Source organism: Sciscionella sediminilitoris, from assembly GCF_000737195.2.
GTDB lineage: Bacteria > Actinomycetota > Actinomycetes > Mycobacteriales > Pseudonocardiaceae > Sciscionella > Sciscionella sediminilitoris.
In genome coordinates, this window is sequence record NZ_JALM01000129.1 from 1 (window position 1) to 17,149 (window position 17,149).

Below are 17,149 nucleotides of genomic sequence, written 5' to 3' on the forward strand. Positions count from 1 at the left end.
GATCCCCACCGAGGACGCTCGTGCATGCCAGGCGCGGATCTGGGACCTCGCGCGGGCGATCAAACACCGCGGAGACACCCGCACCCAGGAACAAATCCGCGCCGACGTGTTCACCGACCTGCTCCTCGGCCGCGGTGACGATCACCCACCGGTACACACGGTGGTGAACGTGCACGTGCCCCTCGGCACCGCACTACACCTATCCGAAGACACCGCGACCATCGACGGGATGGGCGAACTCCCCGCACACATCGCCCACCGTCTACTCGCCGACCCCAACAACGTGGTGCGCAAAGTCCTCACCGACCCCGATACCGGCGTAGTACAAGGCCTGGGCCGCAACCGCTACCGGCCCTCCCGGCGTCAACGCGATTTCGTCCACGCCCGCGATCGGCACTGCCGAACACCCGGATGCGGGCGACCCATCCTCGAGATCGACCACGTCAAACAATGGCACCGCGACCACGGCCGCACCGACCCCGCCAACCTCCAAGGCCTCTGCCGACTCGACCACAAGTTGAAACGCATCCCCGACTGGAAACACCAACTCCACCCCACCACCGCCCAGCTCACCATCACCACACCCACCGGACGCCAATACACCAGCACACCTGGCTGAAGAGCACTCAGCGCGCTCGGACGAACCGTTCCAACAGCTCGGCGGCGATCGGCAGGCTGCGCTCGTCGATGTCGAAGCGACCGTGGTGGTGCGGCGCCGGATTGTCCGCCCCCACAAGGAAATACGCCCCAGCCCCACCCTGTTCGCGGACCGCGTCGATCAGCAGGGTGGCGTCGTCGCTCGCGGACATCGGCGCCTCGGCAAGGCATTCGCGCACACCCGCGGTGGCCTGCGCGGCGGCGATGATCCCGGCGCACACGGCCTCGTCGTGCACGGCAACGGTGGCTTTCCCGGTCTCGGCGATCTCGAGCTCGACACCGTGCATGTGTGCGGCGCCCTCGAGGATGGTCCGCGCGCGCTCGATCAGCTCGGCACATGCCCCGGTGGTTTCGGCGCGCAGTTCCATGCCGAGTTCGGCGTGCTCGGGCACGATGTTGGCGGCGGTGCCCGCGCGCAGGGTGCCCACGTTGACCCGGGTCGCGATGCCCGGGATCGGTGGCATGGCGTGCAAAGCGTTCGCCGCGTGGGTCGCGGCGAGCAATGCGTTGCGGCCCTCGTTGGGGGCGAGCGCGGCATGCGCGGCGCGCCCGGTGAGCCGCACCCGCAGTTTCACCGTGGCGAGCATGCCCCGTGCGGTCGCGGCGACGGTGCCCACTTCCAGGCCCAGCCCCAGATGCAGCGCGAGCATCGTGTCGATTCCGTTGCACGCCCCGGCTTCGACGAGTGCACGGGCCCCGCGCACGCCTTCCTCCGCGGGCTGGAACAGCAGCCGCACGGTGCCCGGGAAATCCGGATCGGCGGCGAGCCTGCGGCCCAGTTCCACCCCGATCGCGGTGTGCCCGTCGTGCCCGCAGGCGTGCATCAGGCCCGCCCGCGTCGAGGCGAACCCCTGCGCCGCGGGGAAATGCGCCGCCTCATCGGATTCGGTGACCGGGAGCGCGTCCATATCGAACCGGATTCCGAGCACCGGACCCGGATGGTTGCCGTGCACCTCGGCGAGGATTCCGGTGCGGCCACCGGAAAGCGCGTCGATCAGGTCCGGTGCCACGCCCTGAGCGGCGGCCCGTTCGCGTGCGGCGGCGAGCTCGGCCGCATCGGGCAGACCGCCCAGTCCCTCGACCGTGCACACCTGCTCGCCGTAGCGCGGTTCGATGCCCGCCGCGCGCAGTTCCCCGAGCACCGTGGCCGCCGTGACGATCTCGGTGAACCCGGTCTCCGGATAGGCGTGCAACCGCCTGCGCAGTGCGTGCAGTTCGGTCATCGCGGGTAGTCCGGTTCTCTGGTGGCGAAATCCTGCCGCACGTGCGCGAGGAAACCCGGATCGGCGAGCAGATCGGCGCCCGCGTAGGCCAGTGCCCGTGCCATCGCGAACATCGAGGTGTGTGCCGAATCGGTCGCCGCGTATTCGGTCATCGCCCGGGAATGGCTCGCCGTTCCCTCCGGCATGATCGCCAGATACGGGTGGATGGCGGGCAGTTCCAGGCTCACGTTCCCGATGTCCGAGGAACCGGTTCCTCCGCGCAGCACCGGTTCGGAGACCGGGATCCCCTGGCCGCGAAGATAATCGGCGACCCGGTAGGCGAGTGGGTGGTTGTTCTTGCGCTCGGCGTAGAGCGGCCCGTAGGTCAGCTCCACCTTGGTGCCGGTCGCCGCGGCGGTACCGTGCGCGGCCTCGTTGAAGCGCTCGACCAGTTCCACGACGGACTCGCTGGAGATGTCCCGGATCTGGAATTTCCCGCTGGCGTACTCGGGAACGACGTTCGGTGCCTGCCCGCCCTCGGTGATGACCCCGTGCATCCGCACGGTCTCCGGGACGAACTGGCGCATCGTGTCCACGGCCACGAACAGCTGGATGAGCGCGGCGAGCGCACTGCGCCCGTCCTGCGGGGAACCCGCGGCGTGCGCGGCGATTCCGTGGTATTCCACGGTGATCGACTGCGCGGCGGTGGCATGCCGGATCGGCACGGTGCGATCGCCGGGGTGGAACATCAGCGCGGCGTCGATGTCGGCGAACACGCCCGCCTCGAGTTCGGTGATCTTGCCGCCCGCCCCCTCCTCGCCGGGAGTGCCGATCACGCAGACGGTCCCGTCCAGCCCGGCGGCCTGCCTGGCCCGCGCGGCCGCGATCCCCGCTGCCAGGCCGCCGGTGGCGATCAGGTTGTGCCCGCAGCCGTGCCCGATGTCCGGGAGCGCATCGTACTCGCACAGAAAGGCGATGCGCGGGGATCCGGATCCGGACTCGGCGCGGAACGCGGTCGGCAGCTCCGCGATCCCGCGGGTGACCTGGAATTCGTGTTCCTCGAGCAGCCCGGTCAGCCGGCCCGCCGCGTATTTCTCGGCGAGCGCGAGCTCGGGAGTGGCGTGCAGATCGAGGCTCAGTTCGGTGAGCGCCTTCCGGTTCTCTTCGATGCTCGCATCGATGGCGGTGTGCGCCGTGGCGTTCACCGGACTCCTTCCCACAGACGTGCGGCATTGCCGCCGACGATCGCGGCGATGTCGGCATCGGCCCAGCCGTGCGCGATCAGCCAGGCGGCCGCGTTCGGGATCGCCTCGGCCGGGTTCTCCATTCCGGCGACGAATTCGATGTCCAGCGCGGGCATTCCGCTCGCCGAGGGACGTGGCCAGCCCGCGGCCGCGTAGAGCCCGAGATGGTCGCCGAAGAAGGTGTCCGGGCCGAGCGCGACGTGTTCGATGCCGATCAGTTCGGCGCAGTATTCGAGGTGGTGCATCACATCGTCGAGGTCGTGGTCACCACTGCTCGCCCTGCTGCGGGTGCTGCCCGGTGCGGCCTCGATCCCGATCAGGCCGCCGGTCGAGGCGACCGCGCGCAGCACCTCGTCCGGTTTCATCCGCGGGGTCGGCCACACCGTGCGCGCACCCGCATGACTGATCACCAGGGGACGGGTGGCCATCCGCGCCGCCTCGATGCTCGACCGGTCCCCGACGTGCGCGAGGTCCACGAGCATGCCGAGTTCCTCCATGGCGCGCACCGCGTCCCTGCCGACCGGGCTCAGACCGGGATCCGGGTCCTGACCGAGCCCACCGGCGAGCGCGGTACCGGTGTTGTAGGCCAGCCCGGCACACCGGATTCCCGCGCCGTACAAGGCATCGAGGCCGCGCAGCTCGGTACCGATCGGTCCGAGGTCCTCCAGCGCACCGAGTACGGTCGTGCCGCTGTTCTGTTGTGCGGTCACCGCGGTACCGAAGGCGACCGCCTCGTCCAGGGTTCCGCCGGCGAGCTTGCTGGCGAACACCGTGGACAGTCCGGTCTCGCCGAGGAACACCTGCCCGGAATCGGCGAACCGGACCCAGCTGCGCTCGTTGAGCGGATCGGGCAGCCGCACGGGGTGATCGTGCAGCGAAACCGTCGGCCCGGCCAGGATGTCGGCCAGCCGCTCGCGCTGTCCGCTGCTCAGTTCCGGGGCCGGGGACGCCACCCGGTCGCGATCGGTGGCCAGCGGGACGACCGGTTGCGGCGGAACGGATCCTTGACTCATGACACTCCCAAGCTGTCGGGGCACGCTGTCGAACGGGCTCAGCAAGCGACTCATGCCAGGCTCCTGTCCTTGGTCTCGGGCATTCGCCACACCACGACCGTGGTGACCAGCGCGACGGCGATCACGTACACCGGGGCGGCCCAGTTGATCTGCGCGTCCGCGAAGGCCTCCATGATCAGCGGTGCGGTCCCGGCGAACAGTGCCCCGCACACCGCGTACGGCAGCGCGATCCCGACCGTGCGCACCCGCGCGGGGAACAGCTCGGCGTACAGCGGGGTGAGGGTGGCGCTGCTGAACGCCTGCAACAGCAACCCCGCGGTGCCGATCAGCAACAGGTTCCCGAACCCGCCGGTCAATCCGGTCAGCAGTGGGTAGGCGAGCAGCACGGTGCCGACCGAATAGATGAGCAGGGTGGGTTTGCGTCCGATCCGGTCGGAGAGGATCGCGATGAACGGCAGTACGACCGCGAACACGGCGAGCCCGATGGTGTTGGTCAGCGAGGCCGATGCCTTGTCGATCCCGGTGGTGATGTTGGCGTAGGAGGGCAGATAGGTCAGCCACATGTAATAGGTGACGAACCCGGAAAGGGAGAGCCCGCCGAGCAGTAGCGCGGCCTTGCGGTGCGCGCCGAGCATCTCGCGCAGCGGGGCGTGCTCCACGGTTCCGCTGCGTTCCAGGTTCTGGTACGGCTCCGGCTCGGCGACCTTGGACCGCAGCCACAGCCCGACAAGCCCGGCGACCGCGCCGATCGCGAACGGGATACGCCAGCCCCAGTCGTGCATCGCGGTATCGGAGAGCAGCGCGGAGAGAATGGTCACCGAGGCCGAGGCGCCGAGCACCCCGAGTCCGACGCAGACCTGCTGGAAGGAGGCGGTGAACGCGCGCCTGCCCGGTTTCGCCCACTCGGTGAGATAGGCGGAGGAGGCGCCGTACTCCCCGCCGGTCGCGATGCCCTGGCCGAACCGGGCCAGGATCACCAGCGCGGGGGCGAGCCAGCCCGCGGCCGCGTAACTGGGCACGACCGCGAACAGCAGGCTCGAACCGCCCATCAGCAGGATCGTCGCCGCCAGCCCGGATTTGCGGCCCTTGCGGTCCCCGTAGGCCCCGAGTACGGCGGCACCGACCGGGCGCATCAGGAACGAGATCGCGAGCACCGAGAGCGCCGAGATCCGCGAGGATGTATCGGTTCCGGGGAACAACTGGCCCGCGAAGAACGGGAACATCAGCCCGTAGAGCGCCCAGTCGTACCACTCCACGAAATTGCCGATCGTGCCCGCGATCACCGCACGTGCACGCCTCGATTCCGGTTGCGACCGGGCGGGCCGTGCGAAGAGTCCGGCCGCCATGGTTCCTCCTCGGTTGGTCTTGCGGACTGGCCATGAGCATGCGCTAATGTGGGTATACGTCGCCATAGTCGAAATCACATCGGGAAAGATCGACTATTTCAGTTCAATGATTGAGCGGAAGCGGACAACTCTTGGGTGAGCGAGAACGACCCGCCGACCCGGTGGACCGGCGCATCGCGGCCGCGCTCGTGCTGCATCCGCGGGCGAGCTGGGGGCTGATCGCGCAGGTCCTCGGCATTCCGGAATCGACCGTCGCGCGCCGTGGTGCGCGATTGTGCTCACGCGGCGTGGTCAAGGTACTCGGCACCCTGGACGTGATCGCCGCCGGGCGCGGCACCCCGGTGCTGATGCGGGTCTCCTGCACCCCGGGCACCGCGCCGACCGTGGCCGCCGAGCTGGCCGGGCGCTCCGAGGTGTGGATGGCGCATCTGCTCTCCGGCACCGTGGACTGCATGGCCGAGGTGGTCATCGCTGATTCCGGTCAGCTCGCCGAACTCGCCTACGAACGGCTCGGCGGAATGCAGGGAGTGACCGGATCGAGCAGCCACGTGGTGATCCGCCGGTTCGCCACCGCGCACGGCTGGGACAGCGGGGTGCTCGGCCAGGACGCGGTGCGCAGGCTGCGCGGTAGCCGCGCGGATCGCTGGGACCACAGCGAGCAGGCGGGCCAGGTCGGCACGCTCACCGAGGTGGACGAGGAGATCGTCGCCGCCCTGCAGGCCGATGGGCGCATGCGCTGGGTGGATGTCGCCGCGCGCGCCGGGGTGATGGAACGGACCGCGCGGCGCAGGGCCGATGAGCTGATGCACCGCGGGCTGCTGCGGATGCGCGCGGTCGTGGATCCCGGCCTCTTCGGGCTCGCGGTGCGCGCGCTGCTGTGGGTGCGCATCGATCCCTCGCGGCTGACCACGGTCGGGCAGGCGCTTGCCGGGCACAGTTCCGTGCTGCTGCTCGCCGCGACGACCGGGGAATTCAACCTGTGCGGGGAGATCGCGGTCCGCGACTACGCACAGCTCTACGAATTCCTCACCACCGTGCTCGGCGCGCTTCCCGGGGTGCGCGATATCGACCTGACCCTGGAACTGCGCACCCTGAAACGGGCAGGCGAACTGACCAAGGAGCAGACATGACCGTCCCTTCCGCGAGCGCGATGCCCGCGTTCGCCCCGCTCTACGCCGTCGGCACCGAGCGGGCCAGCCTCGACTGGCTGACCGTCGTCTACCGCACCGATGCCGGGGTCGTCGATTCGCTGCTGCCGCCGCCCTTGCGCCGCGACGGCGAGGCCGAGGTGCTGATCTGGGTCGCCCGGTTCCTGTCCGCCAGCTTCGAACGCGATGGGGAACTCGTCGGTGAGCTGCCCAGCTACGAACAGGGCGGGGTGTGCGTGCGTTGCGCGCGTTCCGGGGAAGCTGGCGCGTATCCGCTGGTGTCCTACATCGCCGGGCTCAACCACGGCTTCACCGGGCGGGAACTGTTCGGGCTGCCCAAAAAGCAGGCGCAGCGGGTGCTGCTGGACCGCACCGGGCAGCGCTCTTCCGCCGAGATCCTGACCACCGCGGGGATTCCGATCGTGCGCATCGAGGCCGAGGACACCGGCCAGGCAGCCGAACTCGTGCCGGACTGGTTCACCAACCAGCTCAGCCTCAAACTGATCCCGAGCGCGACCGGGCAGGGCTTCGACGTGAACCACCTGGTGCGCATCCCGTTCGAGTTCTCCGGGCAGAGCGGGGTCACCGGGCTCGATGCGCGCGTGGAACTCACCGCGTCCGGTGCCGATCCACTGCACCTGCTTCCGGTGCGCGAGCACGTGTGGGCCGCGCGCGGGCACACCGGACTGCGGGTCGGCTACGGCACCTATCTGGACCAGGTCACCGAGATCCCCACCCTCGGGGTGCCGGGAACCTAGGGTGTGCCTGATAATCCACTGCCGTCGCGAGCGGGAGGCAGATCGGCGGTGCCCCTGCGGGGCACCCGCGCCCGAGATCAGCAAGGCGGAGGATTGAGTCATAGCGGCAGCCATGGTGATTGCGCGCCTTCGCAGCGAGGCGCCGCGCTGGCCCCGCGCAGCAGGCTATGGGATCGTCAGACGCGCCCTAATCGCCGTGCGCGTTGACCGGGGTGCCCAGTTCGATGGTGCGCGAGACGGTGCACAGCCGCTCGTGTGACTGGGTGATCGCCTGCGGCAGGCGCTCCCGGGCCGCATCCCCGGCCTCGCCGTCGGGAAAGGCCACCTGGAAGTGCACATCCAGATTGGTGACGTGGTTGCCGTGCTCATCGTGGATCTTGTCCCCGGAGACGGTCACGGTGAAGGATTCGGGTTCGGCGCGCCGCGCGGTGATGAAGTCGACGTCGATCGCCCCGCAGCCACCGAGCGCGGCGAGCAGCAGCTCGACCGGGGTGAAGTCGGTGTCCTCCCCGGAACCGAATTCGAGTTCCCCGCCGCGCACATTGCTCGCCCGGTACCGGCCGAACGCGGTCCGCTCGATGTGCACCGAACGCTTGGTGTCCTCTGCCATGTCTTCTCCTTGTTGTTTCAGCGGCGTTGTTTCAGCGGCCTGGCTTATGTCCTGCGGAGCAGGCTGTGGCTATGTCCTGCGGAGCAGGAAGTTGAGCACGATCGCGCTGAACACCGGTTCGCCTTCCGGGTCCAGCAGTTCCGCGCGGGTGCGCACGAGTCCCCGGTCCGGTTTGGACTTCGAGGGATTCGCCTCCAGCACCGTCACCCGCAACCGCAGCGAATCGCCCGGCCGGACCGGACGCAGCCAGCGCAGTTCGTCGACTCCCGGACCGCCCAGGCTGGCCACGCTGGACAGATAGTGCGTGGCGAACAGGCGCATCATCAGCGCCGCGGTCTGCCAGCCGCTCGCGATCAGCCCGCCGAAGGGGCCGCTCGCCGCCGCTTCCGGATCGGTGTGGAAGGACTGCGGATCGTATTCCCTGGCGAACTCGATGATCTGGGTTTCGTCCACCGAGGCTTCGCCGAACTCGTAACAGGATCCGGGAACGTAGTCCTCGAAATAGCGTTCGTGGATGGGGGTGCTGAATGCCGTCATGGTCTCCCTTTCGCCCGCTGCCACGACCCTAGCCGAGCACCAGTTCGGCGAGCTCGCGCCCCAGATAGGGCCCGAGGGTGAGCCCGGAGGCGCCGAGCCCGGTGGCGTGGAAGACCCCGGGATGCCCGGGAACCGGGCCGAACTGGGGCAGCGTTTCCGGGCTCATCGGGCGATAGCCGACCCGGGTCTCGATATGCGTCGCCGGGCCGAGCCCCGGGGCGATACCGAGCGCGAACCCGAGCAGTTCGGCGAGCCCGTCCGCGGTGGCCGCGAGTTCGAGCCAGTCACCCGGTTCCCTTGTCGCCCCGACGACGACCCGGGAGTCGTCGAAGCTGACCATGTAGTGCCCGCCCTCGGGGAGCAGCACCGGCCAGTCGCCGGTCGGCGCCCCGGCCAGGCGCAGGTGCAGGATCTGGCCGCGTTGCTGGCTTCCCGGCAGCGGGGCGCCCAGTTCGGCGAGCAGTGGCTGTGTCCACACGCCTGCCGCGACGACCAGTTTCGCGCACGGATGGAATTCGCCGTCCACGGTGACCCCGTCGACCTTGTCGCCGGTCAGCCGCGGTTTCCCGGTACCCCGCACGATTCGGGTGCCGAGCGCGCCCGCCGCCTGGCACAGCGCCGAGCGCAGCAGCCGCCCGTCCACCCGCGCCGCACCGGGAATGTGCACGGCGGGAAGATCGGGGCGCAACGGGGGAAACAGCCGCGTAGCCTCGCCCGCCTCGAGTTCGGTCACCGCGCCGTGCGCGTTCGCGTCCTCGAGCCGAGGGCGCAACCGGGTCATGAGCCGGTCCCGGTCTCCGGGCTCGACCGGGCACAGCGCCCCGACCCTGCGGTAGCCGATATCCCCCGCGCCCAGTTCGGTGAGCTCGGCGAGCAGCTCCGGATAGCGTTCCGCTCCCGCGCGGGCCATCCGGTACCAGTGCTCGTCCTCCACCCGGCTCGTCCACGGGCACACGATCCCCGCGCCCGCCGAGGTGGCCCGCCCGTCCAGTTCCGCGTCCACCAGTGTGGTGCGCGCACCGGAACGGGCGAGCTCGTACGCGGTCGCCGCGCCGAACACGCCGCCCCCGAGCACGATGACCTCGCTTGCGTTCATGTACTGCCTCCTTCTCTAGTTCACGCCTGCCATATTGCGGTGCACCCAGCCGCCGATGGCCAGCATTCCCGCGGCGATGAGCAGTTCCCCCGCGCCGTGCGCGAGGAAGTAACCGATCTCGGTTTCCGGGCTGTAGAGCTTGACCAGCTGGGCGTTGATGCCCTGGGCCGCGGAATCGGACATCATCCACAGGCTCATCAGCTGCGCGGCATAAGCCCGCGGGGCGAGTTTGGTGGTCACCGCGAGGCCGACCGGGGAGAGGCACACCGCGCCCGCGAGCAGCACGATGAAGCTGGCCAGCAACCAGAACGGGCTCGCCGGTGCGCGGGTTCCGTGCAGCAGCCCGGGAATCGCCATGATCACGAAGGACATTCCGGTCAGCGCGAGGCCGATGGCGAACTTGGTCGGGGTGCGCGGTTGCCTGCTGCCGAGCTTCATCCACAGGAAGGCGAGCACCGGCGCCCAGATCAGGGTGGCGATCGGGTTGATCGACTGGAACCAGGAGGCGGGGATCTCGAAACCGCCGATGACCCGGTCGGTGCGCTTGTCGGCGAAGGTGGCCAGCACGGTCGCGCCCTGCTCGTCCACGATCCAGAAGGCCACCGCCGCCACGAACAGCGGAACGAAGGCGCGCACCCTGGACCGCTCCACTCCGCTGATTCGCTTGCTGCGCAACAGAACCACGAAGTAGGCCAGCGGAACGAGGATGGCGAGCACCGAGATCAGGTTCACGATCCCGTCCACCGCGAAACCGGTGATCCGGAAGAAGATCAGGGTGACCGCGGCCAGACCGGCGAGGCAGAGCGCGATCCGGCCGAGCGCCTTGCGTAATTCCGTGCCGTGCAAGGGATGCGGCACCCGTTTTCCCGCGTTTCCCAGCCACCGCGCACCGAGCACGTACTGGACGATCCCGAAGGCCATGCCGACCGCGGCCGCGGCGAATCCCACGTGGTAGCCGACGGTCTGCCCGAGGGTGCCGACCACATAGGGCGCGATGAAGGCGCCGAGGTTGATCCCCATGTAGAACAGGCTGAATCCGGCATCGCGGCGGCTGTCCTGGTCCGCGTAGAGCTCGCCGAGCACACTGGAGGCGTTCGTCTTCAACAGTCCGGTGCCGAGCACGATCAGCGCCATCGAGGTGAAGAACATCGCCAGGCCACCGGGAATGGCCAGCGCGATGTGCCCGCCCATGATGAGCAGCCCACCGGAGAGGATCGCCAGCCGCGAGCCGAGCACCCGGTCGGCCAGCCAGCCGCCGAGCACCCCGGACATGTACACCGCGGCACCGTAGACCGAGACGATCGAGGCGGCGGTCGCGGTGGAGAGCCCGAGTCCGCCGTTGGCCACGTGGTCGTAGAGGTAGTACAGCAGCACCGCGCGCATGCCGTAGTAGGAGAACCGTTCCCACGCCTCGGTGAGGAACAGCGTGGCCAGCCCGCGCGGATGCCCGAGAAAGGTCCGTTCGGTCCGGCTGATGTCGTTCCGTAGCACCATATGCGCTCCTTTGCGCAGGGTTTCCTGGTGTGCTGGACTCAGAACAGCCGCCGGGACACCACCCACAGCGCCTCGGCGGGTCCACCGGGATTGACCAGCGAATGCGGTACGCCCGAGGAAAGATGAATGTGGTCACCGGGATTGAGCTCGAACTCCTCACCGTCCACTGTGAACAGAAGCCGCCCGCTGAGCAGATAGCCGAACTCCTCACCCTCGTGCTGGGTCGGCGGGGCCGGGGTGCTGGTCGGTGCGACCCGCATGAGCAGCGGTTCCATCCCGCGGTCGGCGAAGGATTCGGAAAGCACCCGGAAACTGCGCTCCCCGACGACCACATCGGGCCGGTCCGGGCAGCCTTTCGTGCCCACCGCATAGGGTTTCGCCGCCGGGCCTGGTTGCCGCCCGGAGTGCAGCAGCTCGGCGGGATCGATCTCCAGCGCGCGGCACACGGCGAACAGCGAGGTCAGTGAGAGCGAACAGGAGCCCCGCTCGACCAGGGAGAGAAACCCGGGGGACAACTCCGCGGCCGCGGCCAGCTCGCGCAGCGTGTATCCGGCCGCGGTACGCCGCTGCCGCAGTTCGGCGCCGACGGCAGCGAGGGATCCCGCGAACTCCTCGGACATCCGGCGCTCCGTTCGCTCGGGCGGCAACGACGGTAACCGAATTTAGTGTGACAAAACTTGTGCGTCAATACTGAACAGTCACATCGAACGCGGTCACCACTCGGTGAACGAGCCGTCCGCGTTGCGCCACACCGGATTGCGCCAGCGCGGACCGTCCTCGGCGGCCTTGCGCACCGCGGCCTCGTCCACCTCGATGCCCAGTCCGGGGCCGGTGAGCAGTTCGATGTGGCTCGCGGAGAAGTCGAAGACGCTCGCGTCCACCAGATAGTCGAGCAGATCCGAGCCGACGTTGTAGTGGATACCGAGGCTGGTCTCCTGGATCAGCGCGTTGGCACTGGTGAAGTCCACGTGCAGGCAGGCGGCGAAGGCGATCGGGCCGAGCGGGCAGTGCGGGGCGAGCGCGACCCCGTGCGCCTCGGCCATCGCGGCGATCCGGCGCACCTCGGAGATCCCGCCCGCGTGCGAGAGATCCGGCTGCGCGACGGCCATCCCGGAACCGAGCACCTCGCGGAAATCCCAGCGGGAATAGAGCCGTTCCCCGGTGGCGATCGGGACCGTGGTTCCCGCGCAGATCCGCGGCAGATCGGCGGTGAGCTCGGGAACGATGGGCTCCTCGACGAACAGCGGGTGCAGCGGTTCGAGCAGCCGGCAGGCCTCGCGGGCCAGCGCGGGGGACAGGCGCCCGTGGAAGTCGATGGCGATGTCGTTCGTGTCCCCGATGGCCTCGCGCACCGCCGCGACCCGCCCGATCAGCGCCTCCAGCTCGGCTTTCGACTCCAGCTGGCGCATCCGCCCTGTCGCGTTCATCTTGATCGCGTCGAAGCCCTGCTCGATGCGTTCGCGCGCGTGATCGGCGATGCGGCTCGGTTCGTCGCCCGCGATCCAGGAATAGGTGCGCATCCGGTCCCGCACCGCCCCGCCGAGCAGTTCGTACACCGGCACCCCGAGCGCTTTGCCCTTGATGTCCCACAATGCCTGATCGATCCCGGCCACCGCGCTGGACAGCACCGGCCCGCCGCGGTAGAAACCGCCCTTGCTGAGCACCTGCCAGTGATCCTCGATGCGGAACGGGTCGGTGCCGACCAGGTAGTCGGCCAGTTCCTCGACCGCGGCGGCCACGGTGGCGCTGCGCCCTTCGATGACCGGTTCGCCCCAGCCGGTGATCCCCTCGTCGGTGCGCACCGCGAGGAACAGCCAGCGGGGCGCGACGGAGTAGGTCTCGAGTGCGGTGATCTTCATCGGATGCCCTCCCTGTGCGGTCTCGCGCTCCCAGTCTTCCCCGCCGCCGCGCGGGCCAGGACACGGGGCGCCGTTTCCCGCAGCCGCAGCACCGAAACCGCGGTGACCACGCCGGAAAGCGCCATGTATCCGGCGAGCCACCACGGGCTGCCGCCGCCGAGGTGCACCAGCAGGGTCGCCATGAACGGGGCGGTGCCCGCGAACAGCACCGCGTTCACCTCGCGGGCCAGCACGAGCCCCGTGTAGCGCACCTCGGTCGGCAGCAGTTCGGCGAAGAACGCCCCGGTCGGACCGAAGATCAGCGAGTTCAGCAGCAGGGCGAAGCCGACGCAGACGGCCAGCACGATCAGCGGCACCGTCCGGGTGCCCACGAGCAGCCAGAACGGGAGCACGAACACCGCGATCGCGAGCCCGCCGCCGATGATCAGCGGCCGCCGCCCGAGCCGGTCGGAAAGCCAGCCACCGAACGGAATCCCGAACACCGAGAGCGCCGAGGCCGCGGTGATCGCGATGACCGCGGTGTTCTCCGGGAGCCCCAGCTGCTCGGTGGTGTAGGAGGGCAGATAGCCCTGGATCGAGTAGGAGGCCACCGAGGTCGCCGTTCCCGCGCCGATCATCAGCAGGATCGTCTTCCCGTGTTCGCGCACCGCCGTGACCAGCGGCAGTTTGCGCTTTTTCCCCTCGGCGAGCGCTTCGGTGAACTCCTCGCTCTCCGTGGACAGGAACCGCAGCACCAGACCGGCGAGCACCACGAGCACCGAGGCGAGATAGGGCACCCGCCAGCCCCAGTCCAGGAACTGTTCCCTGGGCAGCGAGGAGACCAGGGCCATCGCCCCGGAAGCGCACATCACGCCGACGAACTCGCCACCACCGGGCAGCGCGGCATAGAAACCGCGGTCGGCGGGTTTCGCGCTCTCGCTGGTCCACACATAGGCCCCGCCCAGTTCCGCGCCGACCCCGAACCCCTGCAGGATGCGGCACACCACGAGCAGCACGGGCGCCCAGAAGCCGATCTCGGCATAGGTGGGAAGCAGCCCGATCGCGAGCGTGCCGATGCCCATCAGCACCAGGGTCAGCAACAGCACGGGTTTGCGCCCGAGGCGGTCGCCGAGATGCGCGAGCACCAGACCGCCGATCGGGCGGGCGGCGAACCCGACCGCGAACGTCGCGAACGAGGCCAGGGTCGCGGTGAACGCCGAACCCCCGGTGAAGAAGACCTTGTTGAACACCAGCGCGGCCGAGGTGCCGAACAGGAAGAAGTCGTACCACTCCAGTACCGAGCCGACCACCGCCGCGACCGCGTTGCGCACCCGGATCTTCCGGGCCGGGTCGTGCGTGGCTGCCATGGAGCCGGATCAGCCCGCCGCGGCCGGAACCCCGGAAAGCGGGGACATCACGGGGAAGTAGCTCTGCACCTGGCCGCTCGCCGGATCGTAGTAACCGGCGATCTCCATGCCCTGCCAGAATCCGGACCAGGCCCCGGTGCTCTCGTCGATGAGCGTTTCCTCGCTCTGCCATGCCTGCTGGCCCGCCTCGGCGACCGCGCGCTCGCTGAGTGCCTGCGGGAAGTAGGTGTGATCGCGCAGGCTGCCGTCGGGTTCCCGGCTGACCGAGCGCAGCACCTGGTGCGCGGGAGCAGGAAATTCGGCGCGCAGCTGCTGGTCGATCCCGCCGAGCAGGCCCTGGATCCCTTCGAGTACCGGCCACAGCACGCCATCGGGCACGTAGAAGGAATCCATCCCGGTGTACCGGGGCAGCAGCTCGATGCCCTCGGGTGCGGGGCGGATCACCCAGCCGTTGCCGATGATCTGGGTACCGGAGAGCTGCGCGGCACGCAGGCCCTTGCCGAACTCGACGAGCACGCCGTGATTCGCCTGCGCGTCGGTGTGCAGCCAGGCGGCGAGCGGGCGCAACTCGACGGGCACGGAGAGCCGCAGCCGGGGATGCTCATCCAGGGTGAACCGGATGCCTTCGGAGATGTCGAACATCGCTGCCACCTACTGGTTCTGGGAGGGGTAGTACGTCGAGGACTGCCCGGTGTTCGGGTTCCAGTATCCCTCGATGTTGATCGGTTTGCCGCCGACATAGGGATACGGCGGTGGCTGGCTCTGCCCGCCCGGCATATAGGGGCCGTGCGGGTACGGATAGTGCGGGATGTTCGTCGAGCCCGACCACTTGTTGTTGCCGTGCAGTCCGCCGCTCGGCGCCCCGGAGTTCCAGGACTGGTTGCCGATCTGCTCGACCGTTTCGCCGGGCACACCCTGCGGGAACATCGTGCTCATGCCCGGTTTCGACAGGTTGCCGTAGGCAGGATCGTACTGGATCGTGGGGTTGTTCATGTTGTACACGCCATTGTGCTGCGCCGGGCCGCCCGCGCCCGGCTGCACCCCGTAGCCGTACTTCGTGGGGTCCGGATTCGGGTAGCCCTGGGCGTCCGGGCCGAGCACGTGCCCGCCGGTCGGCCTGTTCTGGTTGGCGTTGTAGTCGCCGTTGATCACGTGGTTGTGCGTGGACGCGGGCACGTTCGGATCGATCGGCGGGCGCGGGGGTGCGGGCTGGGGCGGTCGCGCGTACGGGTGGTAGCCGCCGGGACGCCTGCCTCCGCCACCGCCGCCTCCGGGGTACCCACCGCCGGGCCGTCCGCCGCCGGGATATCCACCGCCGCCGCCAGGACGTCCGCTGCCTCCTCCGGGCCGTCCGCCGCCGCCCGGACGCCGGATCGGCCCGCCACCACCGCCGCCACCCGGGCGACCGGAGCGGGTCGTGCCGCCGCCGGAGCGGCCCCCGTGGCCGCCGCCTCCGGAATGGCCGCCGCCGGAGAGCTTGGAGCCGATCGAGTTGAACAGCCCTTTGTTGTGCTGCTCGTTCTCGTGCAGGCTGGACGCGGTCTTCTTGACCTTGGAACTCGCGCCCTGTGCCGCGCCGCTGATCTTGCCGATGTGCTGCTCGACGCTGGAGAACACGCCGTTCAGCTTCCCGGAGAGGGCCTGGCCGACCACACCGAACGCATTGGAACCGGGGTGCGCGCCGCCGAGTTTGGAACCGATCCCGCTCAGCTCGGAACCGAGCGAGTCCAGTTTGGACGACATCCGGTCCAGGGCCGGTGGCTGGACGGAGAACCCCGAACCGGGGCGGCCCGAGGGACCAGTGGACCCCGAATGACCGGAGGAACCCGAGTGGCCGGAGGAACCCGAGTGGCCAGAAGAACCGGAGTGGCCGGAGGAGCCCGAGTGTCCGGTTGATGACCCGGAGTGACCCGAGGAGGATCCGGAATGACCGGAGGATCCGTGTGACTTCGACATGCGGCTCCCTGGACGATCGGCGCGGCCCGGCTCAGTCTGTCACGGTCCCCGGCGCCGGTCCAAGGTTCACCCCGGGCCGGTTCCCTCGGCGATGGCGCCGGCCTCCTCGATCAGGGTTTCGATGATCTTCGACTCGGGCACGGTCCTGCGTACCTCCCCGCCGACGAAGATCTGCCCTTTCCCGTTGCCGCAGGAAACCCCGAGGTCGGCATCGCGTGCCTCGCCGGGCCCGTTCACCACGCAGCCCATCACGGCCACGCGCAGCGGATACGGGAATCCCTCGAAGGCGGCCTGCACCTGTTCGGCGAGTTTGTGCACCTCGACCTGGGCACGTCCGCAGGAGGGGCAGGACACGATCTCGAGGCTGCGCGGGCGCAGGCCGAACGAGCGCAGTATCTGCGCGCCGATCTTGGCCTCCTCGGCGGGCGGTGCGGAAAGCGAGACGCGGATGGTGTCCCCGATGCCCTCGGCGAGCAGCACCCCGAACGCGGCGGCGGACTTCACCGTGCCCTGGATGGTCGGCCCGGCCTCGGTGACCCCGAGATGCAGCGGATAGTCGCAGCGGGCGGCCAGTTCCCGATAGGCGGTGATCATGGTGACCGGATCGTGGTGTTTGACGGAGATCTTGAGGTCGTGGAAGTCGTGCTCGGCGAACAGGCTCGCTTCCCACAGTGCGGATTCCACCAGTGCTTCCGGGGTGACCCCGCCGTGTTTGCCGAGCAGGCGCGGATCAAGCGATCCCGCGTTCACTCCGATCCGGATCGGGGTGCCGTGTTCCTTCGCGGCCTTGGCGATCTCGGCGACCTGGTCGTCGAATTTCTTGATATTTCCCGGATTCACCCGTACTCCCGCGCATCCGGCCTCGATCGCGGCGAACACGTAC

At 69.2% G+C, this 17,149-nt stretch carries 17 protein-coding genes; 3 read left to right on the forward strand and 14 right to left on the reverse strand.

The annotated features are described in order from the left end of the window. Window positions 1–619 (forward strand): HNH endonuclease (locus AD72_RS32540; protein WP_037348133.1); only part of this gene is annotated, 619 nt, incomplete at its 5' end. A 7-nt stretch (window positions 620–626) separates the two neighbouring features. On the opposite strand, the gene AD72_RS32545 is transcribed toward AD72_RS32540, so the two are convergent. Genes AD72_RS32545 through AD72_RS32560 form a run of 4 tightly spaced genes read right to left on the reverse strand, consistent with a single transcriptional unit; the run spans window position 627 to window position 5,462 of the window. Next, window positions 627–1,880: an amidohydrolase gene (locus tag AD72_RS32545; protein ID WP_031470482.1), complete on the reverse strand. Its 1,254-nt coding sequence runs from the start codon at window positions 1,878–1,880 to the stop codon at window positions 627–629. After that, entirely contained in the window at window positions 1,877–3,064 is a 1,188-nt protein-coding gene (locus AD72_RS32550; RefSeq protein ID WP_031470483.1) for an amidohydrolase, read from the reverse strand. The genes AD72_RS32545 and AD72_RS32550 overlap by 4 nt, the downstream gene beginning before the upstream one ends. Further along, on the reverse strand, window positions 3,061–4,116 hold the full coding sequence (locus AD72_RS32555) for a dipeptidase (RefSeq protein WP_197285144.1): 1,056 nt from the start codon (window positions 4,114–4,116) through the stop codon (window positions 3,061–3,063). The genes AD72_RS32550 and AD72_RS32555 overlap by 4 nt, the downstream gene beginning before the upstream one ends. A gap of 50 nt (window positions 4,117–4,166) precedes the next feature. Beyond that, on the reverse strand, window positions 4,167–5,462 hold the full coding sequence (locus tag AD72_RS32560) for an MFS transporter (RefSeq protein ID WP_037348135.1): 1,296 nt from the start codon (window positions 5,460–5,462) through the stop codon (window positions 4,167–4,169). A 131-nt stretch (window positions 5,463–5,593) separates the two neighbouring features. Here AD72_RS32560 and AD72_RS32565 point away from each other — a divergent pair, with 131 nt between their 5' ends. Beyond that, complete coding sequence (locus AD72_RS32565; RefSeq protein ID WP_197285145.1) at window positions 5,594–6,592, forward strand: Lrp/AsnC family transcriptional regulator; 999 nt, start codon at window positions 5,594–5,596, stop codon at window positions 6,590–6,592. Beyond that, on the forward strand, window positions 6,589–7,368 hold the full coding sequence (locus tag AD72_RS32570) for an acetoacetate decarboxylase family protein (RefSeq protein ID WP_031470487.1): 780 nt from the start codon (window positions 6,589–6,591) through the stop codon (window positions 7,366–7,368). Before AD72_RS32565 ends, AD72_RS32570 begins: the two co-directional genes overlap by 4 nt. Before the next feature lie 187 nt (window positions 7,369–7,555). On the opposite strand, the gene AD72_RS32575 is transcribed toward AD72_RS32570, so the two are convergent. The 10 genes from AD72_RS32575 to ispG form a co-directional block, all read right to left on the reverse strand. After that, a complete protein-coding gene (locus AD72_RS32575; RefSeq protein WP_031470488.1) occupies window positions 7,556–7,978 on the reverse strand; it encodes an OsmC family protein in 423 nt (140 codons plus the stop codon). Between the two features lie 69 nt (window positions 7,979–8,047). After that, window positions 8,048–8,515: a MaoC family dehydratase gene (locus AD72_RS32580; protein ID WP_031470489.1), complete on the reverse strand. Its 468-nt coding sequence runs from the start codon at window positions 8,513–8,515 to the stop codon at window positions 8,048–8,050. A 28-nt stretch (window positions 8,516–8,543) separates the two neighbouring features. After that, on the reverse strand, window positions 8,544–9,611 hold the full coding sequence (locus tag AD72_RS32585; protein WP_031470490.1) for an NAD(P)/FAD-dependent oxidoreductase: 1,068 nt from the start codon (window positions 9,609–9,611) through the stop codon (window positions 8,544–8,546). A gap of 15 nt (window positions 9,612–9,626) precedes the next feature. Further along, window positions 9,627–11,105 (reverse strand): oligopeptide:H+ symporter, encoded by a 1,479-nt coding sequence (locus AD72_RS32590; protein ID WP_031470491.1) that lies wholly within the window; start codon window positions 11,103–11,105, stop codon window positions 9,627–9,629. A 38-nt stretch (window positions 11,106–11,143) separates the two neighbouring features. Further along, window positions 11,144–11,725 (reverse strand): helix-turn-helix domain-containing protein, encoded by a 582-nt coding sequence (locus AD72_RS32595; protein WP_031470492.1) that lies wholly within the window; start codon window positions 11,723–11,725, stop codon window positions 11,144–11,146. A gap of 93 nt (window positions 11,726–11,818) precedes the next feature. Beyond that, window positions 11,819–12,964 (reverse strand): galactonate dehydratase, encoded by a 1,146-nt coding sequence (dgoD, locus tag AD72_RS32600; RefSeq protein ID WP_031470493.1) that lies wholly within the window; start codon window positions 12,962–12,964, stop codon window positions 11,819–11,821. Beyond that, the gene (locus AD72_RS32605; RefSeq protein WP_051899259.1) at window positions 12,961–14,310 is read right to left on the reverse strand and encodes an MFS transporter; all 1,350 of its coding nucleotides are present in this window, start codon (window positions 14,308–14,310) and stop codon (window positions 12,961–12,963) included. The genes dgoD and AD72_RS32605 overlap by 4 nt, the downstream gene beginning before the upstream one ends. A 9-nt stretch (window positions 14,311–14,319) precedes the next feature. Beyond that, window positions 14,320–14,952, reverse strand: coding sequence for an EndoU domain-containing protein (locus AD72_RS32610; RefSeq protein WP_031470495.1), 633 nt, complete (start codon window positions 14,950–14,952; stop codon window positions 14,320–14,322). Window positions 14,953–14,961: 9 nt separating this feature from the next. Continuing rightward, window positions 14,962–16,053 (reverse strand): hypothetical protein, encoded by a 1,092-nt coding sequence (locus tag AD72_RS36925; protein ID WP_051899260.1) that lies wholly within the window; start codon window positions 16,051–16,053, stop codon window positions 14,962–14,964. A 279-nt stretch (window positions 16,054–16,332) separates the two neighbouring features. Then, the coding region (gene ispG, locus AD72_RS32620; protein WP_031470497.1) for a flavodoxin-dependent (E)-4-hydroxy-3-methylbut-2-enyl-diphosphate synthase at window positions 16,333–17,149 on the reverse strand (817 nt) is incomplete at its 5' end.